The 25,004-nt window shown below is 72.6% G+C and carries 23 protein-coding genes; 16 read left to right on the top strand and 7 right to left on the bottom strand.

Going from position 1 to position 25,004, the window contains the following annotated elements; genetic code table 11:
• Positions 1–120: 120 nt before the first annotated feature.
• Together AB0F62_RS14935 and AB0F62_RS14930 are read left to right on the top strand one after the other, a co-directional pair.
• The gene (locus AB0F62_RS14935; protein ID WP_361797508.1) at positions 121–630 is read left to right on the top strand and encodes a hypothetical protein; all 510 of its coding nucleotides are present in this window, start codon (positions 121–123) and stop codon (positions 628–630) included.
• Positions 631–786: 156 nt separating this feature from the next.
• A complete protein-coding gene (locus AB0F62_RS14930; RefSeq protein WP_361797505.1) occupies positions 787–993 on the top strand; it encodes a hypothetical protein in 207 nt (68 codons plus the stop codon).
• A 139-nt stretch (positions 994–1,132) separates the two neighbouring features.
• Here the strand turns inward: AB0F62_RS14930 and AB0F62_RS14925 are convergent, their stop codons facing one another.
• Entirely contained in the window at positions 1,133–1,498 is a 366-nt protein-coding gene (locus AB0F62_RS14925; RefSeq protein ID WP_361797502.1) for a TetR/AcrR family transcriptional regulator, read from the bottom strand.
• 160 nt (positions 1,499–1,658) lie between these two features.
• On the opposite strand from AB0F62_RS14925, the gene AB0F62_RS14920 reads away from it, so the two are divergent.
• From AB0F62_RS14920 to AB0F62_RS14910, 3 genes are all read left to right on the top strand, one after another.
• Entirely contained in the window at positions 1,659–3,068 is a 1,410-nt protein-coding gene (locus tag AB0F62_RS14920) for a hypothetical protein (RefSeq protein WP_361797499.1), read from the top strand.
• Between the two features lie 93 nt (positions 3,069–3,161).
• Positions 3,162–4,424 (top strand): MoxR family ATPase, encoded by a 1,263-nt coding sequence (locus AB0F62_RS14915; protein WP_361797496.1) that lies wholly within the window; start codon positions 3,162–3,164, stop codon positions 4,422–4,424.
• Complete coding sequence (locus tag AB0F62_RS14910; protein WP_361797493.1) at positions 4,421–5,662, top strand: VWA-like domain-containing protein; 1,242 nt, start codon at positions 4,421–4,423, stop codon at positions 5,660–5,662. Before AB0F62_RS14915 ends, AB0F62_RS14910 begins: the two co-directional genes overlap by 4 nt.
• On the opposite strand, the gene AB0F62_RS14905 is transcribed toward AB0F62_RS14910, so the two are convergent.
• A complete protein-coding gene (locus AB0F62_RS14905; protein ID WP_361797490.1) occupies positions 5,611–5,814 on the bottom strand; it encodes a hypothetical protein in 204 nt (67 codons plus the stop codon). The two genes, AB0F62_RS14910 and AB0F62_RS14905, sit on opposite strands and share 52 nt — an antisense overlap.
• Before the next feature lie 99 nt (positions 5,815–5,913).
• On the opposite strand from AB0F62_RS14905, the gene AB0F62_RS14900 reads away from it, so the two are divergent.
• Positions 5,914–7,329, top strand: coding sequence for an APC family permease (locus AB0F62_RS14900; protein ID WP_361797487.1), 1,416 nt, complete (start codon positions 5,914–5,916; stop codon positions 7,327–7,329).
• On the top strand, positions 7,326–8,345 hold the full coding sequence (locus tag AB0F62_RS14895) for an acetamidase/formamidase family protein (RefSeq protein WP_361797484.1): 1,020 nt from the start codon (positions 7,326–7,328) through the stop codon (positions 8,343–8,345). Before AB0F62_RS14900 ends, AB0F62_RS14895 begins: the two co-directional genes overlap by 4 nt.
• A gap of 183 nt (positions 8,346–8,528) precedes the next feature.
• Here AB0F62_RS14895 and AB0F62_RS14890 read toward each other — a convergent pair whose 3' ends face one another.
• Entirely contained in the window at positions 8,529–9,002 is a 474-nt protein-coding gene (locus AB0F62_RS14890) for a carboxymuconolactone decarboxylase family protein (protein WP_361797481.1), read from the bottom strand.
• Between the two features lie 282 nt (positions 9,003–9,284).
• Here AB0F62_RS14890 and AB0F62_RS14885 point away from each other — a divergent pair, with 282 nt between their 5' ends.
• From AB0F62_RS14885 to AB0F62_RS14875, 3 genes are all read left to right on the top strand, one after another.
• Entirely contained in the window at positions 9,285–9,923 is a 639-nt protein-coding gene (locus AB0F62_RS14885) for a flavin reductase family protein (RefSeq protein WP_361797478.1), read from the top strand.
• A gap of 61 nt (positions 9,924–9,984) precedes the next feature.
• Positions 9,985–10,275, top strand: a complete 291-nt coding sequence (locus AB0F62_RS14880) for a YciI family protein (RefSeq protein WP_361797476.1) — start codon at positions 9,985–9,987, stop codon at positions 10,273–10,275.
• Between the two features lie 373 nt (positions 10,276–10,648).
• A complete protein-coding gene (locus tag AB0F62_RS14875; protein ID WP_361797473.1) occupies positions 10,649–11,131 on the top strand; it encodes a hypothetical protein in 483 nt (160 codons plus the stop codon).
• Positions 11,132–11,497: 366 nt separating this feature from the next.
• Here the strand turns inward: AB0F62_RS14875 and AB0F62_RS14870 are convergent, their stop codons facing one another.
• The 3 genes from AB0F62_RS14870 to AB0F62_RS14860 all read right to left on the bottom strand — a co-directional run bounded on the left by AB0F62_RS14870 (position 11,498) and on the right by AB0F62_RS14860 (position 14,732).
• Positions 11,498–12,064, bottom strand: a complete 567-nt coding sequence (locus AB0F62_RS14870) for a hypothetical protein (protein ID WP_361797470.1) — start codon at positions 12,062–12,064, stop codon at positions 11,498–11,500.
• Between the two features lie 195 nt (positions 12,065–12,259).
• Positions 12,260–13,066, bottom strand: a complete 807-nt coding sequence (locus tag AB0F62_RS14865; protein ID WP_361797467.1) for a DUF4253 domain-containing protein — start codon at positions 13,064–13,066, stop codon at positions 12,260–12,262.
• A gap of 637 nt (positions 13,067–13,703) precedes the next feature.
• Positions 13,704–14,732: a LacI family DNA-binding transcriptional regulator gene (locus AB0F62_RS14860; RefSeq protein ID WP_361797464.1), complete on the bottom strand. Its 1,029-nt coding sequence runs from the start codon at positions 14,730–14,732 to the stop codon at positions 13,704–13,706.
• Between the two features lie 207 nt (positions 14,733–14,939).
• Here AB0F62_RS14860 and AB0F62_RS14855 point away from each other — a divergent pair, with 207 nt between their 5' ends.
• Genes AB0F62_RS14855 through AB0F62_RS14840 form a run of 4 tightly spaced genes read left to right on the top strand, consistent with a single transcriptional unit; the run spans position 14,940 to position 20,051 of the window.
• Entirely contained in the window at positions 14,940–16,244 is a 1,305-nt protein-coding gene (locus tag AB0F62_RS14855; protein ID WP_361797461.1) for a sugar ABC transporter substrate-binding protein, read from the top strand.
• A 5-nt stretch (positions 16,245–16,249) separates the two neighbouring features.
• Positions 16,250–17,230: a sugar ABC transporter permease gene (locus AB0F62_RS14850; RefSeq protein WP_361797458.1), complete on the top strand. Its 981-nt coding sequence runs from the start codon at positions 16,250–16,252 to the stop codon at positions 17,228–17,230.
• Between the two features lie 16 nt (positions 17,231–17,246).
• The gene (locus AB0F62_RS14845; protein WP_361797455.1) at positions 17,247–18,068 is read left to right on the top strand and encodes a carbohydrate ABC transporter permease; all 822 of its coding nucleotides are present in this window, start codon (positions 17,247–17,249) and stop codon (positions 18,066–18,068) included.
• Positions 18,069–18,101: 33 nt separating this feature from the next.
• Complete coding sequence (locus AB0F62_RS14840; RefSeq protein ID WP_361797452.1) at positions 18,102–20,051, top strand: beta-L-arabinofuranosidase domain-containing protein; 1,950 nt, start codon at positions 18,102–18,104, stop codon at positions 20,049–20,051.
• Between the two features lie 69 nt (positions 20,052–20,120).
• Here the strand turns inward: AB0F62_RS14840 and AB0F62_RS14835 are convergent, their stop codons facing one another.
• Complete coding sequence (locus AB0F62_RS14835; protein ID WP_361797449.1) at positions 20,121–21,341, bottom strand: threonine synthase; 1,221 nt, start codon at positions 21,339–21,341, stop codon at positions 20,121–20,123.
• Between the two features lie 160 nt (positions 21,342–21,501).
• Between AB0F62_RS14835 and AB0F62_RS14830 the strand changes: the two genes are divergently transcribed.
• Together AB0F62_RS14830 and AB0F62_RS14825 are read left to right on the top strand one after the other, a co-directional pair.
• A complete protein-coding gene (locus AB0F62_RS14830) occupies positions 21,502–22,716 on the top strand; it encodes a SpoIIE family protein phosphatase (protein ID WP_361797446.1) in 1,215 nt (404 codons plus the stop codon).
• Positions 22,717–22,955: 239 nt separating this feature from the next.
• Entirely contained in the window at positions 22,956–24,851 is a 1,896-nt protein-coding gene (locus AB0F62_RS14825; protein WP_361797443.1) for a LamG-like jellyroll fold domain-containing protein, read from the top strand.
• The last annotated feature ends 153 nt before the right edge of the window (positions 24,852–25,004 follow it).

Here is a 25,004-nt window from a genome sequence, read left to right as displayed (position 1 = left end):
GGTTGTGGCGAAACCGGTTCCGTGCGCACGCGTGAGAGATCCGTGCCGGAAGGGACGGCGGGGCAAGGGCAACCACCGGACGAAACAAGCTGCGCGTGTAGCGGAGCGGTAGCATCCCGCATGCCCATTCCATGGACGTCCAGCGCCGACGTGTTCGCGCGGATCCTGAGACGGCGCGGCATCGAGCCCGATGCCGTAGGCGCCGTCGACGCCGCCTGGGACGCCTTCGGTGAGTTCCTTCAGATCGAGGTCGAAGGGATCGAGGGGCCCGGGAATGACGGCGACGGCTTCATCGCCGAGTGGGGCAGGTGGGACTGGAACGACGACCAGCCCTCGCTGTCCTTCGGCCGGCTGCTCGCGGTCGGCGACGGCGGCGACCGTGACGACCCCGACCGGCAGCCGCAGTACTGGAAGGTGGAGTTGGAACTCGTCTTCGCCGAGGATCCGGCATGGGCGGACCTCGACGGCCTCGGGCATCAGGACACCGGGTTCGACCACCGCCGGATCGGGACGCCCAGGAGCGCCGCGCTGCGGGAGATGCGGCGGTTCATCGAGTCCTACCCCCAACTGGCAGCGATGTGGCGAACCGCGCCCACACGCAGCAGCCTTACCCTCGAGCGGGCGGGGTGACCGCCGCTCCCGGGCACGGTACCCACGACGCCGACGTACCCGGGGAACCACGTATCGGGCCGTCTGCCGAAGCACTCCGCGGGCCGCTCCGCGCTCGGACCCGACGACGGATGCCCGAGCCGTGAGGTCCACGCCGCCCGCGATAGCGTGCGCGCCATGGACGCACCTCGTATCAAGGTCATGGCCGCCGGTGCCGAAGTCACGATCGCAGGCAACGCCGCGGGGCTTCGGCTGATCGCGGAGCGGTTGGAGGGACTTGCCGATCCGGAACTGGCGGGCGGATATCACATGCACCTGGACGAGGGGATCGACCTCGAGGACGGCTCCGGCAGCCTCGTCCTCGAACGCGACGAGACCATCTGATCCGCGGGCGGTGCCGTGCTCGGGCCGGCGATCGCAGTTCGGCGAGCCTCGGCGATCGTCGGGTCCTGGCTGCCTTACCGGCCCGGAGCAGAGGTACGTCCTCGCTGCGTGCGTGGCTCCCGGAGCCCGCCGTCGTGGGTCACTCCTGGAGGAGCAGGGTGAACAACCGCTCCAGGGTCCGGGCCAATTCCGTCTCGTCCGCGTTGTTGAGGGCGGTGCTGCCGATCATCTTGCGCATCAGCCAGAAGCCCGCGACGACTGAGAGTGCCATGGCCGCGCGGTCTGTGCCGCGGAGTTCCGGGGCGACATCGTGCAGGTGGGACTCGACGTGGCTTTTGATGCCGGCCCGGAGGATCTCCGCGGCGCGCGGGTTGGGCGCCGAGCGCAGCATGAGGAGGAACGGGTCGAGGCTGTCCGCCTCCGGTGAGGTACGGCGGACGAGTGCGGCGGCGACGTCCCGGGCGAGCGTGCCGGGATCGCTGGTGAGGACGGTCCGCTCGGCCATGGACGCCTCCACCACTTCGGCGGCACGGGCGCCGCGGGACCCGGACAACGAGCGCCCCGTGGCGGGGGCACCTGACAGACCGGGACGGGGAGCGCTATGCTCCCCGCGATATGACTGACTCTCTCAGATTGGGGGACCCGTCCGCGCAAGGTGAGTGCTGATGCTCACTCAGATCGCGAACGGGAGTTCCCGACTCTCCCTGTGGCTGCACGTACGCGAGTTCGCCGTGCCGCCGTCCATGATCGAGACCGCGACCGCTCGCCGTCATGCCGGTGACTGGGCCGGGGCGTGTGCCGCCGCGGGCGTCGACGTCGATCTCAACCTCCGTCACCTGGCGCGTGCCCACGGCCGGGAGATCGCGGCCCGGGTCCGGGCCGACCTCCGCCATCTGGTTCCCGACCTGCTGCGCTGGCACATGCCGCGGGTCGCTCCCGACGGACTGCTGCGGCCCGGGCTGACCATCGCGCTGGCCCGGTACGACACCGTGGGGCAGGGCGGCAGCCACCCGGTGCATCTCGTGGCCCGGACCCCGCCGGCGTGGGCGGACGGCGGGCAGCGGATCAGCCTCGCGCTGTGGGACGCGTCCCACCCCGAGGCCGACGCCCGCTGTCATCCGCACCCGCGTCCCCACCGGCGGTTCCGCCTCGACCTGCACCGCCACCTGTGGGACGCGCGCAGGACCGGCGAACTGCGAACGCGCGCCGGGGCCGATCGGCCGCCTTCCGACGGCAGCCGCGCATCGGACCCGGACCTGCCGGTGGCGATACCGGAGCCGCAGCGGCACCGCTGCGCGGTCGACCGGTGGGCGGCCGAGGCGGCTGTGGTCCTCCGCGCGGAGGGCCGGACCACCGGTCCCGTCACCGTGCGCCTGGACTCCCGCCACCGGCTGCTCCTGGACGTGTCCGCCGACCGCGACGGCACCGGCCCGCCGACGGCGCGGATCACGGCGGCGCCCACGGACGGCGGCACCTCCGCGTTCCCGGTCCTGCCGGACGCGGCGACCTGGGTGCCGCCCGACCTGGAACTGCTCCGCGCCGGCCTGATCCAGGCCGACCGGCTGCACCCCCTGGTGGCCGGCGCACTCGTGCCGGATCACGTACCGGCAGGCCCGCCCGGGCCCCCGGACGGGGCGGGGGAGCCGCGCATGGTCGAGTGCCGGGGCCGCCTGCACCGGATCGGCCTGGTCGACGGGGTACTGACCGCGCTCGACCACGACCCGGCCGAGGTCCGCCGCGAGGAGCTGCTGGCCTCGCTGACCGGTACGCCGCTGCCCTGCCTGCGGGCGATCGACCGGGCGCACCGCCGTCCGGACTCGCTCGCCGACGTCCGGGCCCGCCTGGACCACGGCGACACCGCCGGTGCGCTGGCCGTCGTCGAGGGCCTGCTCGGCCCCGAGGCCGTGCTGCGCGACGGGCCGCTGCGGGACGAACTGGAGGCGGCCGCGCAGCGGCGGATCGCGTACGGACTGTTCCGGGCCGGTCTGGCCGGACCCGCCCCCGGCCGTTACCCCCCGCCCGGCAGCCGTTCGAACGCCGGCCGTTCACACCCGCGCCACGGCACTTTCCGCTGACCCGCCCGCCCCGCTGACCCGCCGGTCCCGCTGACCCGGGGCCCGGCCTCACCCCTTTCCCGTTCGGCACCACACACCCCAAGGTGATCACCCATGCCCACGCACGTCCCGTTCGCCATGCCCGCAGCCCCCTCCGACCCGGCCCCCACCCCCCAACTCGACGTCGCCGACGCGCTGCTGTCCCTGCTGCGCGACGCCACCACCGAACCGCGGCCCGACACGCAACTGGAGGCCCTTACCCTGGCGGTCGCCGCCGACCTGCCCGTACTCCTCTGGGGAGAGCCGGGGATCGGCAAGACCGCGGCCCTCACTCAGCTCTCCACCGCCCTGGACCTTCCGCTCACCACGGTGATCGCCAGCGTCCACGAGCCGTCGGACTTCTCCGGGCTGCCCGTCGTCGGGGACGATCCGGCCGAGCAGGGTGTCCCGATGGCCCCGCCGGACTGGGCCGTCCGCCTGGTCCGGGCCGGCCGGGGGCTGCTGTTCCTGGACGAGCTGTCCACCGCGCCGCCCGCCGTCCAGGCCGCCCTGCTCCGCCTCGTGCTCGAACGGCGCATCGGCGCCCTGCGGCTGCCGCCCGGGGTCCGGATCGTCGCGGCCGCCAACCCCCGGGCATCGGCGGCCGACGGCTGGGAGTTGAGCGCGCCACTGGCCAACCGCTTCGTCCATCTGCAGTGGACCCACGACCACGACGTGGTGGTCCGCGGCCTCGGCGGGACCTGGCCCCGGGCGACCCTGCCGCGGCTGGATCCGGTGAGGCTGCCGGAGGCCGTGGACTTCGCCCGCCGTGCGGTGTGCGGGCTGCTCGCCGCCCGCCCCGGTCTCGTCCACCGCCTCCCCGGCAACGAGGCCCGCCGCGGCGGCGCCTGGCCGTCGCCCAGGAGCTGGGAGATGACGCTGTGCCTGATCGCCTTCGCGACCGCGGCCGGATCCTCCCGGGAGGTGCTCTCCCTGCTGGTCAGGGGAACGGTCGGGGACGGACCGGGGCTGGAGCTGCTGGCGGGCATGGACCGGATGGACCTCCCCGATCCCGAGGAGCTGCTCGCCGATCCGGCCGGTGCCGCCCTGCCCGAGCGGGGTGACCTGCGTCAGGCCGTACTGGACGGAGTGGTGGACGCCGTCCGCAAGCGCCCGGAGAGGGCCCGCTGGGACGCGGCGTGGGCGCTGCTGGTCCGGGCGATGGAGACCGGGGCCCCCGACCTGGTGGTCGTCCCCGCCACCACGCTCGCCTCGCTCCGACGCGAGGACTGGGACGTTCCGGCGGCCATCGAGCGACTCGCCGGAGCGGTGACCCTGTCCCGGCGCGCGGACCGGGCGGCCGAGCGGTCCGGACTCGTCGCGAAGGCCGGCCGGTGAGCGCGAAGGCGCCGGGGGCACTGGACCTCGAGAAGCTGTACGCCGCCCGGCTGTACGCCGCGCGGGCCCGGCCCTACCTCGCGACGGCGCTGTTCGCCCTGCACACCGTGGAGTCCAGGCGGGTGCCGACGATGGCCGTCGACCCGCACTGGCGCTGCTACGTCTCGCCGGCGTTCGTGGACCGGACACCGGTGGAGGAACTGGCGGGGGTGTGGGTGCACGAGGTGTCGCATCTGCTGCGGGACCACCACCGGCGCGGTGACCGCTTCGCGCGGGAGCAGGGACTGCACGGCCCGGGGGAGCGGCTGCGGATGAACATCGCCGCGGACTGCGAGATCAACGACGACGCCTTCGGCGACGGCCTGGCGCGGCCCGAAGGGGCCGTCGTGCCGGGATCCTTGGGGCTGCCCTCGGGGCTGCTCATGGAGGACTATCTGCCGCGGTTCGGGCTCGGTCCGGGTACGCGGGACTTCGTGTGGCTGGACTGCGGCAGCGGCGCGGACGGCCTGGAACGGGAGTGGGACCTCGGACCGGAGGGGGCCCACGCGCTCGGCGAGCAGGAGCGGGACGCGGTCCGCTTCCGCGTGGCGCAGGGCATCGCCGCCCGTCCGGGGAACGCGCCGAAGGGATGGCGGCGGTGGGCCGAGGAGGCGTTCCACCCGCCGCAGCCGTGGCGGGAGTTGCTGGGCGCGGCGGTGCGTTCCGCGGCATCCGGCTCCGGAGCGGGCGAGGACTACACCTACGGCCGGCCGTCCCGCCGCTCGGCCGGCGTGCCCGGCGCCGTCCTGCCGAGCCTGCGGCGCAGACCGCCCCGTGTGGCCGTGGTCATCGACACCTCCGGGTCCGTCAGCGACGCCGAACTGGGCAGTGCCCTCCTGGAGGTCGCCGCGATCTCCAGGGCGGTGGGCGGCCGCCGCGACCTGGTCACCGTGGTGCCGTGCGACGCGGCGGCACGGATCGCCCACCCGCTGTGCCGGGCCGAGGGCATCCCCTTGATCGGCGGCGGGGGCACGGATCTGCGGACGGGCTTCGCCAAGGCGCTCCGCGCCCGGCCCCGCCCGGACGTCGTCGTGGCCCTCACCGACGGCCAGACGCCCTGGCCGGACGAGCGGCCGCCCTGCCGCACGGTCGTGGGCCTGTTCCCGCGGCAGGGGCCGTCCCGGCGGTGGCGCGAGAACGATCCCGACTACGTGCCGGACGCGCCCCCCGACTGGGCGCGCGTGGTCGAGATCGGGTAGGCGCCCGCGGCGGGGACGGCGGGGACGGCGGGGACGGCGGGGACGGCGGGGACGGCGGGGACGGCGGGGACGGCGGGGACGGCGGGGGCGGCGTGCCCGGCGGGGACGGCCGTGACGGCAGCCGTCTTCGGGGAGTGGAGCGCCGATCTCATGATCCGTCAGAATCCTTGTGCACAAGCGTTCCCCTGCGTCCGCCGCGGCCCCTAAGATCACCCCGCCAGTCAGGGGACCGCGGCCGCCGGGGAGGCGACGTGAGCGACAGCGCACCTCAAGGGCAACACCTGGAGAAGTACGGTTACACCCAGCAGTTGGCGCGGTCACTGGGCTTCCGGGACCTGGTGGTCTACGGATTGGTCTTCATGGTGCCGATCGCGCCGTTCGGGATCTTCGGCGGGGTCTTCCAGGGATCGGGCGGCATGGTCGCCCTCGCCTACGCCATCGGCATGCTGGCGATGATGTTCACCGCCCACTCCTACGCGCAGATGTCGCGGGCCTTCCCGATGGCCGGGTCGGTCTACTCGTACGCCGGGCGGGGGATCGGCGCGCCGTTCGGCTTTCTGTCCGGGTGGATGATCCTGCTCGACTACATCCTCGTACCGGCGCTGCTCTACCTGATCGCCGCCGTGGCGATGAACTCGCTCGTCGCCTCGGTGCCGGTGTGGCTGTGGCTGATCGGCTTCGTGGTGCTCAACACCGCCGTGAACTACCTCGGCATCGAGATGACCGCCAGGATCAACAGGGTCATGCTCGCGGCCGAATTGGTGGTCCTCGCGATCTTCCTGGTGGTGGGGGTTGTCGCACTCGCCCAGGGCAAGGGCAACGGCTCCGGCGGCTTCCAGCCGTTCTTCGACTCGGGCACCTTCTCCTGGTCCCTGATCCTCGGAGCGGTGTCGATCGCGGTGCTCAGCTTCCTCGGCTTCGACGGCATCTCCACTCTCGCCGAGGAGAACCGCGAGTCGGCCCGGGCCATCGGCCGGTCGATGGTGGCCGCCCTGCTGCTCGCGGGAGCGCTGTTCATCGTGCAGACCTGGGTCGCCGCGCTGCTGGTGCCCGAACCGCAGACGCTGATCGGCAAGGGCGATCCGGAGGGCACCGCCTTCTACGACGCCGCACGCGTCGCCGGCGGCGCCTGGCTGGGCACGCTGAGCGCGCTGGCCACCGCCATCGCGTGGGGTTTCGCCAACTCGCTCGTCGCCCAGGCCGCCACTTCCCGACTGCTCTTCGCGATGGCCCGCGACCGGCAACTCCCCGGTTTCCTGTCCAGGGTCGACGCCCGCCGCAGGGTCCCGGTCAACGCCACCCTCCTCGTCGCGGTGGTCTCGCTCGTGCTCGGCCTCTACATGAACTCCCGGTCCGACGGCATCACGCTGCTCAGCTCGCTGGTCAACTTCGGGGCGATGACCGCGTTCCTGGTGCTCCATGTCTCCGTCGTCGTCCACTACGTCGTCCGTCAGGGCAGCCGCGACTGGTGGCGCCATCTGATCGCGCCGCTGGTCGGCTTCGCGATCCTCACCTTCGTGGTGATCAACGCCAAGGTCACCGCCCAGCGACTCGGCTTCCTCTGGCTGGCGATCGGCGCCGCCCTGCTGGTGGGCCTGCTCGTCGCCGGCCGGCGTCCGGAACTGCCCACCGAGCCCGCCACGGTCGAGGAGGCCGGACAGTCGTGAACGATCTCGAGGTGGTACGCCTCCACCCCACCCCCGAGCAGTACGCCTACGCCTTCGGCGGCCGCGAGCCCCTGCTGCGCGTGCGCCCGGGGACGATCGTGGAACTCTTCACCGAGGACTGCTTCGGCGGTCTGGTCCGGGGACCCGAGGACCTGCCCAGCAAGGTCTGCGAGTTCCCCTACCTCAACCCGGTCACCGGGCCGATCCACGTCGAGGGGGCCGAGCCGGGCGACACCCTGGCCGTGCACTTCGTCGACATCGCGCCGGCGCGGGACTGGGCGGTCTCGACCACCTTCCCGCACTTCGGGGCGCTGACCGCCACCCACTCCACGGCGATGCTGCACGATCCGCTCGAGGAAGTGGTCTGGCGCTACGGAATCGACCGCGACCGCAACAGCTGCCGGTTCCAGGCCCGCTTCTCCGACCACACGGTCGAGCTCCCCCTCGACCCGATGCACGGTACGGTCGGGGTCGCCCCCGCGGCGGGTGAGGTGGTCATGAGCATCACACCGGGCGCGCACGGTGGGAACATGGACACCCCCGAGCTGCGCGCGGGCACCACCCTCTACCTGGGCGTCAACGTGCCCGGCGCACAGCTCGCGATCGGCGACGGCCACTGCCGGCAGGGCGAGGGCGAGGTGTGCGGCACCGCGGTGGAGGCCGCGATGGAGACCGTGGTGGTGATCGACCTGCTCAAGGGCGGGGCCCCCGCCTGGCCGCGCCTGGAGGACGATCGTTTCCTCATGTCGACGGGCTCGGTACGGCCGCTCGAGGACGCCTACCGGATCAGCCAGCACGACCTGGTCGGCTGGACGTCCGCCCTGACCGGCCTGCACCAGCTGGACGCGTACCAGCTGGTCAGCCAGGCCGGACTGGCACCGATCGGCAATGTGGTCGACACCAACTACACCGTGGTCGCCAAGCTCCCCAAGACCGTGCTGGACGGCGCGCCGGCCTACGACGGACTGCACCGTGCGCTGCGCGAGAAGGGCCTGGAATACCTGCGCCGGCGCTGAACCGACCTGCGGCCGGACTGATCCGGCGCCGGACGCCGTGCGGCGCCAGGCCGATCCGGCGCCGGACCGTGCGGCGCCGGATCGGTCCGTGACGTGTGCGCCGTCCGTCTCCGCCCCGTGGTCGGGGGGCGGAGCGGAGTCGGACGGCCCGTTTCCGGCCGCCGTGCGGCCGGGTACCTTCGATCAGCCGAACATGCCGGGCTTGTAATCGCCGGCGGGCTGCTGGTTGATCACGTTGATGCGGTTGTAGGCGTTGATCACGGCGATGAGGGAGATCAGCGCGACGAGCTGCTCCTCGTCGTAGTGCTCGGCGGCGTTCGCCCAGACCTCGTCCGAGACGCCACCGGCCGCGTCGGCGATGCGGGTGGCCTGCTCCGCCAGCTCCAGGGCCGCGCGCTCGGCGTCCGTGAACACGGTGGCCTCGCGCCAGGCGGCGACCAGGTTCAGGCGCACCGGGGTCTCACCGGCGACGGCGGCCTCCTTGGTGTGCATGTCGGTGCAGAAGCCACAGCCGTTGATCTGGCTGGCGCGGATCTTCACCAGCTCCTGGGTCAGGACCGGCAGCGTGGAATCAGCCGCGACCTTGGCCGCCGAGTTCAGGTGCCTCATGAACTTGCCGGCGAGCGGGTGGCCGAAGTAGTTCACGCGGGCTTTCATGGGTTCTCCTGTCCTGTGGTGACGGCTACGCACTGTCGACCGGGCTGCGGGACGAAATGTGACAGCGGGGGCGAGCGTGACGTGGGTCTCCCTGGTGCGAGGGCTCCCGCCGGTGCCGGTGCCGGTGCCGGTGCCGGTGCCCCTGTGTCCCGTGCTCCGTAGCGCGGGCGGCGGCGGGGATTCCGGCGCAGAACGTTCCGGCCGTGCCGGCCCGTCCGCGCGACACGCCGTGGCTCCGCCGCGGGAGCGGGACGGCGGGGGGCCGCCATGGATACTGCGGCCATGCGCGTCGACTTCGATCCCGGGGCCATGGGCGGCTCCGCCTTCTACCGTTTCATGACCTCCGTGGTCGTACCCCGGCCCATCGCGTGGATCTCCACCCTCACTCCGGACGGCCGTTCCGAGAACCTCGCGCCGCACTCCTTCTTCAGCATCGCGAGCACGGATCCGCCGATCGTGCAGTTCACCTCGATCGGCCGCAAGGACTCGCTGCGCAACGTCGAGGACACCGGTGAGTTCGTGGTGAACTTCGCCTCCGAGGCGCTGATGCCGCTCATCAACGCCACGGCCACCGACTTCCCGCGCCACGTCAGCGAATTCGATCACGCGGGGATCGAGCGCGAACCCAGTCTGCGGGTGCGTCCGTCCAGGGTCGCCGCATCACCGGTCGTCCTGGAGTGCCGTTCGCACACCACCTTGCGGATGGGCAATTCCACCCTTGTCTTCGGGAGAGTGGTGCACGCCGTGGCGGACGAGGAGATCCTCGCCGACGGCCGCCCCAGCGCCCCGCTGCTCCGTCCGCTCACCAAGCTCGGCGCCGACGAGTGGGGCACGCTCGGCGAGATCCTGCACCTGAACCGCATCCCCTACGAGGAGCCCCGCTCCTCGCCGCCCGAGGAGCCGGCGCCGGCCGCCGGGTGACCACACGGGCTCGCCCAGGGCGGCGGCGAGACTTCCCGCGTGCCCGTCACGCTGCTCCGGCATGACGGAGCCGCCCGAGGTGGCCAAGGCCTCGCACGAGGTGGTGCGCATGGCTCGGGACGCCGGTGTGTGGGTCTTCGGCGGTGGACTGGAAAGGCAGCAGGCGAGCGTCGTGGCCACTGACGGGACCGTCACCGATGGCCCGTATCCGGAGACCAAGGCGGTGCTCGGCGGGTTCTCGGTCATCGATGTGCCCCCACGTGAGGACGCGTTGGAGTGGGCCGCCAAGATGGCTGCCGCGTGCCGCTGTGCGCAGGAGGTCCGGGAGATCATGACCGACCCGACCGTCTGACCGAAGACGACCCGCCGCGGGTGGGATCCTGGTTCGGGATTGGCGTGCGACCTGCGGGATCGGCATGCGGCCGCCCGGCCACGGCAGTGGCTTCCGCTTCGCCGTCCGTTTCACGGGCATCGGCTCGCTCCGCGACCACCGCGCATCAGTCGGTCGCACGCGCGAAGCCACGAGCGGCGCGGCCTGGCGGGCCCGCCCAGGACGTCGGCCCGACGAATCGCGGGCGACTGAGGTTCGTGCCGCAGCCGTGCCGGATCCAGCGGCTCGCAAAGCGGTGATCGCTCGTCCGGGCGGTAGGCGCAAGCCCTGGGCCTGTTGTCAGACCCGATGGCTACGGTGACCCCCATTGATCGCGAACTGCGAAAGGCGAGCCATGGGTGCCAGCGGGTGGGACTACATCACTCCCTACCGAGGAAACCTCGAGACGACGCTGTCGGCCCTGCACGCAGAGGTCTTTCAGGAGTTGTACGGCGACGGCGAGGAGTTCGAGAGCCTGGAGGCGCTCTATGCCGACGAGGAGTTCATGGGTGAGGAGGGTACTCACTCGATCCTGGACGTGGATCGCATCGTCGAGACGCCGGAACCTCCGCGCGAGCGTCGAGCGGCGGACTACGGCACCATACGCCCACTGCCTCCGGCCCGGCTCGTCCACCACTTCGGCACCGACCGTCCGACGGTCGACCAGTACAACAACACGATGGCCCAGTCTTATGAGGCCCTGGGAACCCGTCGGCCCGGAGAGGAGGACACGACGCTGCTGGGTGAACTCCGGATGCGTTGGACGGGCTTTTACGTGCTCCTCTACGCCGACGGCCGGCCCACCCACGTGGGCTTCTTCGGCTTCTCCGGGGACTGACACGCCGTACGGCCCGTGGTTGCCGCAGCGCAGCGACGTACTGCAACCACCGCGTCCACCATGGCCCGCAAGCAGTCCGGTCGCCGGGGGCCGGCGTGCCCGGCACCCCCGGCGACCCGGCGTGCCCATGGTTCGTACCAGGGGGAACGGGCCTGCCACAGCCGTGCCCCGTGTGGCGGTGCCGAACGGGGACCGCGGGGAACAGCGGTGACGGCACGGCACCACAGGTCGGCATCCGCCCAGGTCGCGCGCGGCGCGCTCGCCGTGACCCCCGGTGACGTCGACGGCGCGGGCACGCCGCGCCTCGAACGCGGTGCCCACACCGTCACGGTGGGCGACAAGAGCGCCGGCGCGGTGCAGCGTTGGCTAGTCCGCCACGGAGTCCCGCTTCTCGGTGTCGGCTCCGTCACCGGTCGTCTGATCGAAGCAGACGTCGAGGACGGCGTCGAACTCTTCGCTCCAGGCCCGGAGGCGGCTGCGGTTGGGCGCGTCGACCCAGGTCCCGAACCAGCGGCGCGGGGACAGATAGACCGTCACGCCGAAGCGGCGACCCCACTTGGGGATGTCGACCTCGACCGCGGCGATCTCGTCCCAGTCGAACTCGGCCTCCGTGTCGTCCAGCCGGAAGGTGACGCCGTCTTGGTCCGCCCGGATCGTCCCGCGGCGGTCCACCGCTTCGAACACGGGGCCGTCACCGGCGTTTTCGGTCACTTCGACGTCGTCGGCCGATTCCTCGGCGGCCGCGGCGGGTGCCGGCCCGGGGCCGGTCGCCACATCCGCCGCGTGGTCGGACGCACCGTCCGTGTCGGCGGCCACGACCTGCTCCCTGTCGTGGTCGCCGTCCGCTTCCGGCGCGACGATGCCGGGGACGTATGCCGGATCGAGCCCGGCTGCCTGTACCAGTGGGATGTTCGAACCTCTGCTCTGCTCCACGGCGGGCAGTATGGCGGATCCGCCTGTGCATGCGACACTCGCCCCGGCCTTCGGGCCCGGTCGCCGTACCGCGCGCGGTGTTCATCCGAGGGCGTGACCCGCGTCGTCGAGGGCGAGGAGGCGGGGCCCGTCCCCGCCCCATACGCATATCGGCGTCCCGGACACCCAGTGGTCACATGGTCGCCCGGGCACGTCCTAGTCCCACCAGAATCGCCAGGAGGCCTTCCCCATCAGGCCGGTGGCGTACTCGGGGAACGGCGTGGGCGGGTCGTCGACGATGTTGTCCGCGGTCGACAGTACGTGCTCCAATGCCACCAGGTCCGCGTGGTCCGCCGCCACGGGAGGTCTCGCGACCGAGACGTGCAGAGTGCTGCCGAACGCCGCCACGACCTGGGCGCCGAAGTGTTCCTCCCAGCTCCGCAGAAGTGCGCACAGCAGCGGCAGCGGCGCTTCCGCGGACCAGCCGATCAACGCCAGGGCGTCGCTGCTCCTTCGGGCGGGGACGAGAACGAGGCGACAGTCGTCCAGGTCGAACGGGTCCGAGTCGGTGAGCACGGTCAGCAGATGTGACGCGGCCTCCTCGGGCGTCGGATCCGAGGGGGCGACCGGCATCTCCGGTGCCAGGCCCGGCCATTGCCCGAAGGGCGGCCCGGGGTCGTGCGGCCACGGCTCGATCTCCTCCGGCCATGGCTCGATGTCCTCCGGCACCGGGGCGGGTGTCGGGTCCGTCCAGGACGGCAGCCTCCTGCGGCGGTATTCGGCGAAGTCCGCGGCCGGCACCTCCTCCAGGCGGACGGCGTCGACCTGGTCCAAGCCGAGGGGTTTTCCCATGGCGCTTTCCCAGCACAGCAGGGGAACCACACCGTGGGTTCGCCGGCTGTCCAGCAGCCGGGGCCACAGCCGTTCGATGTCCTGGGGGAACGCGTCGGAGACCCACACGGGTACGGGACCCCGAGACGGGAAGCGGCCGGGAGGCAGCCCGTCGGGCAGCGCGATCGACATGGCCGGACCGTAGACCGCCGCACCGACAACGCGGCCGCCCGCAGGGCCCAGAAACCCTGCCGCCGGCGGTGATCCGAGTGGTGCCGCCCGGCTTGCGTGGGTGGAGCCGTCCAGTCGGGGCCCGAGTCGTGGGAGGATGCCGTGCATGACGTACATGACGTGCACGGCCTGCATCCGAAGGGGCCGTGCCGCGTAGAAGGCCGGTTTCGCTTCGACCGCGTGAACGCGGACGGGGGAGTCCCTGGGTTCGGTATCGAGATGTCCCGGGTCTGTCGGGCGCTGCGAACGCCGCAGTTCGCGCACTCGAACGCGAGCGGTTGGCTCCGGGCATCGTGGCGGTGGCGCTGAGTGTGTGGTCCGTGCGCGTGCACGGCACCAGGCGCCGGTGGCGGCCGTGGGAGGCCGAATTCACCTGCCCCTGCTGAGGCGAGGGCTGGGCCCGGGACACGCTGCACAATGCGCTGTTTCTGCTGCCGCCGAAGGCGGCCACGGAACTCCGCACGCGGGTGGAGCACTTGGACGCGGTCCTGCTCCGGCGAACGCACCACGAGCCCGCGGCGGACCCGGATACGGCGTGGTGGCATCGGAGATGCTGACGGCGGCCGTGCCGCCCACCGAAGGCTCCGTCAGATCCCCGTTACGCGAGCGGCGCCGTCGACCCCCGGATCACCAGGCGGCACGGCTGCGGTTCGGTCCCGGAGCGGCGCTGCCCGGCGATCGCCGCGGACAGGGCGCGGGCGGCCTCGCGGCCCAGGTGCTCCAGCTGCATGTCGACGCTGGTGAGCGGGGGCCGTGAGGCGGTGGTGATGACCTTCCAGTCGTCGAAGCCCATCACGGCCACGTCCTCCGGCACCGTGCGGCCGCGCTCGCGGAGGATGTCGATGGCGCCGCGCGCGATCTGGTCGTTGCCACACACGATGGCGTCGACCTCCGGGTGCTGGTCGAGCAGCATGACGGTCGCCGCCCGGCCCCAGCCCTCGGACCACTCCCCGAAGCGTGCCTCGCCCACCGGCGGGACGCCCGCCTCGCCCAGTACCTCCAGCGCGCCCTGTACGCGGTCCCGTCCCGCGGCGTAGGTGGGGTCGCCGGAGATGTGGGCGATGCGCCGGCGACCGCAGGAGAGCAGGTGGCGGGCGGCGGTCCGCCCGGCGTCGACGTTGTCGGGGACGATCGACAGGTCGTCCGGGTCCTCGGACGGCGCGTAGGCGTAGACCACCGGTACGGGCAGGCCGCGGCCGAGCGAGGGACGCGGGTCGGTGCGGCTGCCGACCACGATGAGTCCGTCGACGCGCCGGTCCAGCAGGGCCCGGACGTGGTGCCGTTCGCGGATGGCGTCGCCGCGCGCGTCGCAGAGGAGGACGGCCAGCTCACCGGCGCCGAAAGCGTCTTCGGCGCCCATGAGGATCGGGATGCTGAAGCGTCCCTCCAGGTCGCCGGTGAGCAGCCCGACCGTGCGGGTCGGCCCCGCCTGCAGGCTGCGCGCCACGGGGTTGGGCCGGAAGGACAGCTGCTCCGCGGCCTCGACCACCCGCCGGCGCGTCTCGTCGCGCACCTGGCTGCGGCCGTTGAGCGCCTTGGAGGCCGTGGCCAGGGAGACCCCGGCCAGCCGCGCCACGTCGTTGAGAGTCGCGGGTCGGCCCGCGGCGTGTTCGGCCGGCTGCACCATGCTGCATCCCTCCTCGTGTCCGTCGCGGCCCGCGGAGCGGCGCCCGCAGGTGAAGGAAAGGCTACTCGAAAGTCTTTTTCCATGATGCGCGCAGGGTGTTGACGCCTGTGAGTGCTGCTCCTAACTTTGACGAAAACGTTTTCGGTGAGTTTAGGCGGCTGGCGCCGCCCCCTCGACATGCCAGGCCCTCCGAGCAAGGAGCGAGAGATGAACACCACCGACGTACGGAGACGAAGGCGCCGCCGGGCCCTGGCCGTGGCCGTGGGGCTGCTCACCATCACGACCGCGCTCGCCGCCTGCGGCTCCGGTGACGGCGGCTCGACGCAGGACAAGGGCGGCGTCATGGGCTCCGACAGCGGGGCGACCCTGACGATGTGGACGCGCGCCGCCACGCAGCAGCAGAGCCAGGCCCTGGTGCAGGCGTACAACAAGTCCCACAAGAACAGGATCCGGCTGACCGTCATCCCCACCGACGACTACCAGGCGAAGGTGGGCGCCGCGGCCGGCGCCAAGTCCCTGCCCGACATCCTCGCCTCCGACGTGGTGTACGTGCCCAACTACACCGCCGGCGGCCTGTACGCCGACATCACCGACCGCATCGCCGCCCTGCCCTACGGCAAGGACCTGGCCCCCGCGCACATGGCGGCCGGCACCCGCGACGGCCGCAAGTACACCGTCCCCCACACCATCGACTCCTCCGTGCTCTTCTACAACAAGACGCTCTACAAGAAGGCGGGGCTGGACCCGGAGAAGCCGCCGACGACGCTGAAGGAGTGGGACGAGCAGGCCCGCGCCGTCGACAAGCTGGGCGGCGACGTCAGCGGCACGTTCTTCGGCGGCAACTGCGGCGGATGCGGGGTCTTCACCTGGTGGCCGTCGATCTGGGCGGCGGGGGAGAGCGTCATGAACGAGGAGGGCACCGCCGCCTCCCTGGACTCGCCTGTGGCGAAGCAGGTGTACGCGACCTACCGCGGCTGGGCCCAGGACGGCATCACCGCCCCCGGCGCCGCCGAGGAGACCGGCGCCACCTGGACCGGCCTGTTCCCCAAGGGCACCATCGGCGTGATGCCGATGCCGTCCACCACCCTCGGTCTGATGCCCAAGGGTCTGGACTTCGGCGTCGCCGCCATCCCCGGCCCGGACGGCGGGCAGTCGACGTTCGTCGGCGGCGACTCCCTCGGCATCTCGGCCGGCAGCAAGAAGGCCGGCGAGGCCTGGAACTTCCTCGCGTGGTCGCTCGGCGACGAGGCCCAGATCGAGGTGCTCGCCGCCCACAAGGACATCGTCGCCCGCACCGACCTGGCGGAGAACAAGTACGCCAAGGCCGACCCCCGCCAGGTGACGATCAACACGCTGGTGGCCAAGGGGCAGACGCCGTTCTCCGAGAAGTTCGGCCAGACCTTCAACGACCCCAACGGCCCGTGGCTGACCCTGATGCGTGACGCCGTGTTCGGCGACGCGTCCAAGATCGACGCCGACAACACGGCCATCACCGAGTCCCTGAAGGACTGACCGACATGCTGCCGGCGCGATCGCGCGGCTCCGGGCCCCCGGAGTCCGGGACGGAGACGCCTCCCGGGTCCCCGTCCCGGCCCGGGCGGGCCGGGACCGTACGCCGGGTCCCCTGGTGGCGGACCCGGCCGGCCCAGGGCATCGGCTACGCGGCTCCGACCGCCCTGTTCGTCGCGGTCTTCTTCGTCGTGCCGCTCGTCCTGGTCGGCCGGATATCCCTCAGCGACTGGCCGCTGCTGGCCGGGAACCAGGGGTTCAACGCCCCGGAGAACTTCACCGAGGCGGCCGGGGACGACCTGCTGTGGCCCGCCGTCCGCTTCACCCTCACCTACACCGCCGTCGTCACGGTCCTGCTGCTCGGCCTCGCCCTCGGGCTGGCCCTGCTGGTCCAGGAGTCCCGCCCGGGGACGGGACTGTTCCGCACGGTCTTCTTCCTGCCCAGCTCGCTCGGACTGGCCTCCGCGTCACTGCTGTTCCTGGGCATGTACAGCCCCAACATCGGCCCGATCAGCCCGATCCTGGAGAGGCTCGGGATCGTCGACGGGCCGATCTCCTTCCTCGGCAGCCCCACCGCCGCCCTGTGGTCCACCGTCGCCCTCATCGTGTGGAAGTACGCCGGCTTCTACATGCTGATCCTGCTCGTCGGGCTCCAGCGCATCCCGCACGACATCTACGAGGCGGCGCGGATGGACGGCGCGGGACGGTGGCAGACCTTCCGCAGCATCACGCTCCCCCTCCTGCGGCCCTCGCTCGCGCTGACGCTGCTGCTGTCGGTCACCGGCTCGCTGCTCGCCTTCGACCAGTTCTTCGTCCTCACCAAGGGCGGACCGGACAACAGCACGATGACGGTGGTCTCCCTGATCTACCGGGAGGCGTTCCAGCGACTGGACCTCGGGGCCGCGGCCGCGCTGTCGGTGGTCGTGCTCGTCGTGCTGCTGATCCTCAACATCGCCCAGTTCCGCGGACTGCGCGGGACGGACACCTAGCGGACAGGGACACGCGATGAGACTCCACGGCCTCGGCCGCACCCCGTACCACGTCCTCGTCGGAGGGCTGGCCGCGCTCTTCCTGTTCCCGCTGGCCTGGAGTGCGTGGGCGTCCGTCAGCGGCCAGGCCGGAACCGCGCAGCAGTCCGGCTACGGGCTGGGCAACTACCGTTCGCTGCTGCACTACGACGCCGGACTGCTGCAGTACCTCTGGAACTCCACCGTCGTCTCCGTTCTGACCGTGGCTCTGACCCTGCTCGTCTCACTGATGGGCGGGTACGCCTTCGCGCGGTTCACCTTCCCCGGGAAGAACGCGCTGTTCCTGCTCACCCTGGCCATCCTCATGGTCCCGTACGCCACCCTGCTGATCCCGCTGTACGTGCTGCTGGGGGACCTGGGGCTGCAGAACTCCCTGTTCGGGCTGAGCCTCGTGCTGACGGTCTATCAACTGCCGTTCGCGACCTTTATGATGCGGATCTCCTTCGAGTCGGTGCCGCACGAACTGGAGGAGTCCGCGCTGGTCGACGGCTGCGGCACGGCCAAGGCCCTGGTCCGCATCCTCCTGCCGTCGGTGTGGCCGGGGCTGATCACCGTGGGGCTGTTCGCGTTCCTCGCCGCGTGGAACGACTTCATCGCCCCGCTGATCCTGATCTCCGACAGCGCGAAGGCCCCCCTGCCGCTGGCCATCGCCAATCTGCGGCAGCGGTCCATGGGGGCCATCGACTACGGAACGACCGAGGCCGGAGTGGTCGTGCTGGCCCTGCCCTGCCTCGTGCTCTTCCTCCTGCTGCAGCGGCACTACATCCGCGGCTTCATGTCCGGCGCGCTCAAAGGCTGACCCCGCCCCGGCACCACGACCGAAAGAGAGACCATGACACAGCCGATCCCGGCTCCCGTGCTGCCCACTCACGGCAGCCGACGTCCTCTCGGCCTCGGCGAAGTCCGCATCACCGGCGGCTTCTGGGCCCGACGCCAGCAGGTCAACGCCTCCGCCACCCTCGACCACTGCCGGCAGCGGATGGAACGCGCCGGCTGGATCGACAACTTCCGCATCGCCGCGAGCGGCGGCCCCCTCGGCGAACGCCGCCGGGGCCGGGAGTTCTCCGACTCGGAGGTCTACAAGCTCCTCGAGGCGATGGTGTGGGAGTCGGCCCGCACCCCCGGCACCCCCCTCGACGCCGCCGTCGACGAACTCGCCGACACGGTCGCCGCGGCCCAGGAAGCCGACGGCTACCTCAACACGGCCTTCGGGCACCCCGGCCGGCCGCCCCGCTACAGCGACCTCGAGTGGGGCCACGAGCTGTACTGCCTCGGCCATCTCATCCAGGCCGGGGTGGCGCAGCTGCGCACCCGCGGCGACGGCGCGCTCGCCAAGGCGGCCATCCGCGCCGCCGACCACGTCTGCCACGTCTTCGGACCCGAGGGCGGCAACCCGGGCCTGTGCGGGCACCCGGAGATCGAGACCGCACTGGCCGAGCTCCACCGCGCCACCGGGGAACGCCGCTACCTCGACCAGGCAGCCCTCTTCGTCGAACGCCGCGGCCACGGCACCCTGGCCGGGGCCGAGTTCGCCCCGGCGTACTTCCAGGACGACGTGCCCGTACGCCGGGCGCACACCTTGCGCGGCCACGCCGTCAGGGCCCTGTACCTGGCCTCCGGCGCCGTCGACGTGGCCGTCGAGACCGGCGACGACGAACTGCTCGCCGCCGTCGTCCGGCAGTGGGAGCACACCACCGCGCGGCGCACCCACCTCACCGGCGGCATGGGCTCCCACCACAGCGACGAGGGATTCGGCGAGGACTTTGTCCTGCCCCCCGACCGCGCCTACTCGGAGACCTGTGCCTCCGTCGCCTCGCTGATGCTCGGCTGGCGTCTCCTCCTGGCCACCGGCGACCCCCGGTACGCCGACCTCGCCGAACGCACCCTCTACAACGTCATCGCCGCCTCACCCGCGGACGACGGACGCTCCTTCTTCTACGCCAACACCCTTCACCAGCGCGTCCGCGCGACCGTTCCCCCGTCCGACAGCGACAGTCCCCGGCCCGCGCCCGGCCTGCGTGCCCCGTGGTACGCCGTCTCCTGCTGCCTGCCGAACGTCGCGCGCACACTGGCCGCGCTCGGCGGCTATGTCGCCACCGCGGACGCCGACGGGCTGCAGCTGTACCAGTACGCCGACGCCGAGATCACCACCCGCACGCCCGGCGGGGAACGCGTCGCGCTGCGCATGCGGACCGACTACCCGGAGGGCGGAACCGTCGTGGTCACCGTCGACGAGGCGCCCGAGGGCCGGTGGAGCCTGGCCCTGCGGGTGCCCGGCTGGGCGGACGGCGCGTGGCTCGTCGTCCCCGGCGGACAGCGGCGGCCCGTGCGGCCCGGCATGGCGGTCGTCCCGGGGACGCTGCGCCCCGGTGACGAGGTCCGCCTCGAACTCCCCGTCACGCCGCGCTGGGTGCATCCCGATCCGCGGGTGGACGCGGTGCGCGGCACCGTCGCCGTGGAGCGCGGGCCGGTGGTGTACTGCGCCGAATCCCCCGACCTGCCGGACGGCCGCGACGTCGACGCGGTCACCGTCGACCCGTCCGTGGCGCCGCGCGACGGCGCGGGCGGCCGCGTGGTCGTGACGGGTGAGCTGACCGGCGCGCACTCCACGGGGTGGTGGCCCTACCTGCACGACCGCCCCCCGGTCCCGGCCGCCGTGCGCACCGAGCTGACGCTGGTGCCGTATCTCTCCTGGGCGAGCCGCGGGCCTTCGACGATGCGCGTCTGGCTGCCCGTCACCCCGGGTGCCGCGGGGGAGCCCGACCCGGCGCCGGAGGGCTGAGGCCCCCTCACGACCGCCATGGCGCGTGCCGGACGCCGCCGGGCGGGGACGCCCGGCGGCGGCGCGGACTCAGGGGATGCGGTCGGTGAGTTCCAGGAGCGGCGGATCGACCCGGAAAGTGTCGGGGTACTTGGCCGCCGCGCCCGTGTTCAGCACCACGACCTCCTCGTCGCCGGACAGCCAGCCCTGCTCGCGCAGGACGCGGACCGCCGACAGGGTCGCCGCCCCCTCCGGGCACAGCAGGGCCCCGTCCGCGGCGGCGCACCGGTCGCGGTCGGCGAGCAGGTCCTCGTCGTCGACCGCGACGGCCCGTCCGTCGGTCTCGTACAGCGCGTCCAGGACCAGGAAGTCGCCGAGCGCCTTGGGCACGGTGATGCCGAACGCCACCGTGCGCGCGTCCTCCCACGGCTCGCTGGTGCGCTCGCCCTTCTCGAAGGCGCGCACGATGGGGGCGCAGCCCGAGGCCTGCACGCTGACCAGCCGCGGCATGGGACCCCGCAGCCAGCCGAGGGCGCGCAGTTCGAGCAGGGCCTTGTGGATGCCGATGAGGCCCACGCCGCCGCCGGTGGGGTAGACGATGACGTCGGGGGCCCGCCACCCGAGCTGCTCGGCGATCTCCAGGCCCATGGTCTTCTTGCCCTCGATGCGGTACGGCTCCTTGAGCGTCGCCGCGTCCATCCAGACTCCGGGCTCGGCACCGATCTTCTCCGCCACCAGACGGCCGGCGTCACCGATGAGCCCGTTCACCAGATAGAGGTCGGCCCCGGCGGCGGCGCACTCGGCCCGGGTGATCGAGGGCGCGTCCGCCGGCATCGCGATCAGGGCGTCGAGTCCCGCCCGCGCGGCATACGTCGCCCAGGCGGCCCCCGCGTTGCCGTTGGTGGGCATGGCGATCCCCCGCGCGCCCAGTTCCAGGGCCCGGGCCACCCCGACGGCCGCGCCCCGCGCCTTGAAGCTGCCGGTGGGTATCAGCCCCTCGTCCTTCATCACCAGCCGCGGCACGCCGATCGCCGCCCCGTACCGCGGCAGCGGCACCAGCGGCGTCATGCCCTCGCCCAGGGTGACGACGTGCGCCGGATCGCGCACGGGCAGCAGTTCGTGGTAGCGCCACAGGGACGGCGGGCGGCCCGCGAGGTCGGCCGGCGCGAGCGAGGACCGGATCCGCTCCAGGTCGTAGCGGGCGAGCAGCGGCGATCCGCACGCGCACAGGTTCTGCACCCGGTCGGCGTCGTGGCGGCGGCCGCACCGCGCGCACTCCAGATGCGTCAGCGCACTGAATGGCAAGGTCATGATTCCCTTCTTACCTCCTCGAGCAGGCCGAACACCGGCCCGGCGCCGCGGAGCGTCCGGGGGCCGGGTCCCGGCGCCGGGTGGGGGACCCGGCCTGAGCGCATAATGGGGAACCGGGGCGTGAAAGCCCTTTCGGTCACGAACGTGCGTGGGAAGCGCGGTGAGAGAACCGGGGATCGACTACCAGGCCGTCTTCGAGGCATCACCCAGCGCGATGCTGGTACTGGATCCCGCCTTCGTGATCGTGGACGCGAACACGGCCTACCAGCGCTTGGTCGGCCGCACCCGTGACCAGCTCGTCGGCCGCCACGTCTTCGAGGCGTACCCCGACAACCCGTACGACCTCGACGGCGCGGGGCGCGGTGGCATGGAGGCGTCGCTTCGCCGGGTGCTGGAGACCCGCGCCGCGGACATCACCGGCCCCCTGCGCTACGACGTGGAGGAACCGGGCCGGCCGGGAGCGTTCGCCGAACGCTACTGGAGCCCGATCAACGCCCCCGTCCTGGACGGTGACGGGAGCGTCGCGATGATCGTCCACCGCCTCGCCGAGATCACCGACGTCGTGCGCTCCGGCAGCCCCCAGACCGAGTACCGGTGCCTGCAGATGGAAGCCGAGTTGTACACCCGCTCGCGCGAGCTGCAGCAGGTCAACGAGCGGCTGCGGGAGGCCAACGCACGCGAGCGGGAGGTCGCCCTCGCGCTCCAGGAGGCGATGCTGCCCGCCCCGCCGTCCCTCGTCCGCCACCATGCCGCGGTCCGCTACCGCCCCGCGGTCCACGCCCTCAACGTCTGCGGGGACTGGTACGACGTGACCCAGCTGCCGAGCGGCGACTACTCCGTGGCCGTGGGGGACGTCGTCGGGCACGGCCTGGCCGCGGCGTGCGTCATGGGCCAGCTGCGCAGCGCCCTGAGCGGGGCCATCCGCGTCGTGGACGGACCGGCACCGGCGCTGGACGGGCTCGACCTGTACGCCCGGTCGCTGGACGGGGCCCTGGCCACCACCGCGGTGCAGACCGTCGTCGCCTGGGCCGAGCACCGCATCACCTACAGCAGCGCCGGGCACCCGCCCCCGGCGCTGGCCGACCCCGACGGCACCGTACGCTTCCTCGACCGGGCGACCGACCCCCCGCTGGGCGCCACGCCGGATCACATCCCCCGGCCCCAGGCCACCACGACCTACGCCGACGGCGCGACCCTCGTCCTCTACACCGACGGGCTGATCGAGCGCCGCGGCGAGGACATCGACCGGGGACTGCGCCGCCTCGCCGCCCATCTCGCCGAACATCGCGCGCTGCTGCCCGAGGACCTGGCGGAGGCCCTGCTCCTGCTGAGCGCCGCCACCGACGACACGGCCGTGGTCGTCCTCCGCCTCTGACGGGACGGCCGCCCGCCCCCGCCACTGCCCCGGCCCCGCCCCGGCCCCGCCCCGTCCCCGGTGCGGCCCGGGCACCGGTCACCGTCACCGCGGGCGGGCACCGGCCCACCGCTCCCCGGGACCAGTTGGCGTTCCGGACCGGCGCCCGGTGCCGGATGTTCAAGATCGCTTTGCCGAACCCTCGCCCACGTCTGCGCACGATCCGTGCTGACCCGCAGTTCCCCAGCACGGAGACACACATGAGCAAGCCCAACCACCCCACTCCGGGGCGCCGGTCGCTGCTGCAGGCGGCGGTCGCCGTCCCCGCGGCGGGGGCCGCCGCGTCGGTCATCGGCACCACCCCGGCGCAGGCGGCGGCGCGGACGGGCGGCCCCGCCCCCGCGGTCTCCCACGACCGCGGCTTCGACGAGGACAGCCCCCGCTTCGCCCTGGCCGTGCTGCCCGACACGCAGTACCTCTTCGACGCCGACAGCGCCGACCCCGAGCCGCTGAAGGCGACCTTCCGCTACCTGGTGGCGGAGCGCGAGGAGGTCAACATCGCGTTCATGACCCACCTCGGCGATGTCACCGAGCACGGCACCGAGCAGGAGATCTCGCTCGCCGCCGACACCTTCCGCACCATCCACGGCAAGGTCCCCTACAGCGTCCTCGCGGGCAACCACGACATCAACGGCGGCACCGACGACCAGCGGGGCGACACCGCCTACCTGCGGGCCTTCGGACCGAAGCGGTTCACCGCCATGCCGACCTTCGGCGGCTCCTCGCCCGACGGCTACAACAGCTACCACGTGCTGCGCGCGGCCGGACGCGAGTGGCTCGTGCTCGCCCTGGACTGGCGCGCCTCGGACAAGGGCCTGGCGTGGGCGCAGGGCGTGCTCGACGCCCACCCGACCCTGCCCGCCGTCCTGACCACGCACGACATCGCCTGGGCCGAGGACGACGGCACGGCGCACCTGTCCGACAACGGGCAGCGCCTGTGGGACCGCGTCATCCGCGGCAACGACCAGATCTTCCTCGCGCTGGGCGGCCACTACTGGCCGCCCGGCCGGACCGTGCTCACCAACGACGCGGGCCACGACGTGCACGTCCACATCACCAACTACCAGGACCGCTACTACGGCGGCGCCGGCATGATCCGGCTCTACGCCTTCGACACGGTGCGCAACGTCGTCGACGTGGAGACCTTCTCCCCCTGGTTCCTCGCCCGCGACCCCGCCAAGCGGACGCCGCTGGAGGCCGAGACCATCGAACTGACCGGCGACGTGGACCGGTTCAGCCTCGCGATCGACTTTGCCGAGCGCTTCCGCGGCTTCGACCAGGTGACCCCGCCGAAGCCCCGTCCCGCGCACCGCGTGATGCCCAAGGGCACGGTGGCGTACTGGCGTTTCGACGCCGAGGGCCTGGCCGGCGCGGGCCGCCCCGGTTCCACCGTGGCCGCCGGCACCGTGGCGCGCGACCTGAGCGGCAACGGCAACGACCTGGCGGTGCGGCTCCTGCACGACAGCGCCGCCGAGGTCCTCACCTGGTCCGCCGAGCACCACGACGGCCAGCCGGCCCACGCCAGCCTGCGCTTCGACGGCGGCAAGGGCCCGGACCGCGGCGCGGTGCTCACCACGAAGGCCACGGCGCCGCTGAACAGCACGAAGTTCCGCAAGGGCTTCACCATAGAGACCTTCATCAAGCTGCCGGAGCCCTTTGAGGGCGACCACGCCTGGATGGGCATCCTCAGCTGGGAGGGCCGCAACGGCGACGCCGGCAAGACCACCGGGTGGTCGACCGACGAGCCCACCTGCAGTCTCAACGTCACGCCCGAGCGGTTCCTGCAGTTCGTGCTCTACCCGGACGTCCAGGACGCCGACCCGACCTCGTGGAGCCACGCGCTGCCCGTCGGCCGCTGGACCCACATCGCGGTCGTCAACGACGGCCACCGCACGGTGATGTACGTCGACGGTTCGAAGATCGCCCGCAACCCGTCCCAGCCGGCCACCGGAATCGAGACGCTGGGCAAGCCCTTCGTCATCGGGGGGACCCAGTTCGCCGAGCAGTTCGGGCAGGGCTTCTACGGCTGGATCGGCGACACCCGCATCGTCGACCGCGCCCTGGAGCCGCGGGACTTCATGACCCCGCGGGCGTGATCGCGCCCGCCGGCGCCGACCGCTGACGCATCACGCGGCGGTGTGACGCGCAGGCCGCCCGGACCGGGGGGGGGGGGCGGCGGCGCGGGGGGCTTGCGGGGTCCGCCGGGGCGCCCCCCGGCCGGGGAGGCGGGGCCGACGGCCCCGCGCGCC

Source organism: Streptomyces sp. NPDC026673, assembly GCF_040638135.1.
Lineage (GTDB): Bacteria > Actinomycetota > Actinomycetes > Streptomycetales > Streptomycetaceae > Actinacidiphila.
Note: the sequence above shows the minus strand (reverse complement) of the source record. Positions and strands in the feature narration are given on the sequence as shown.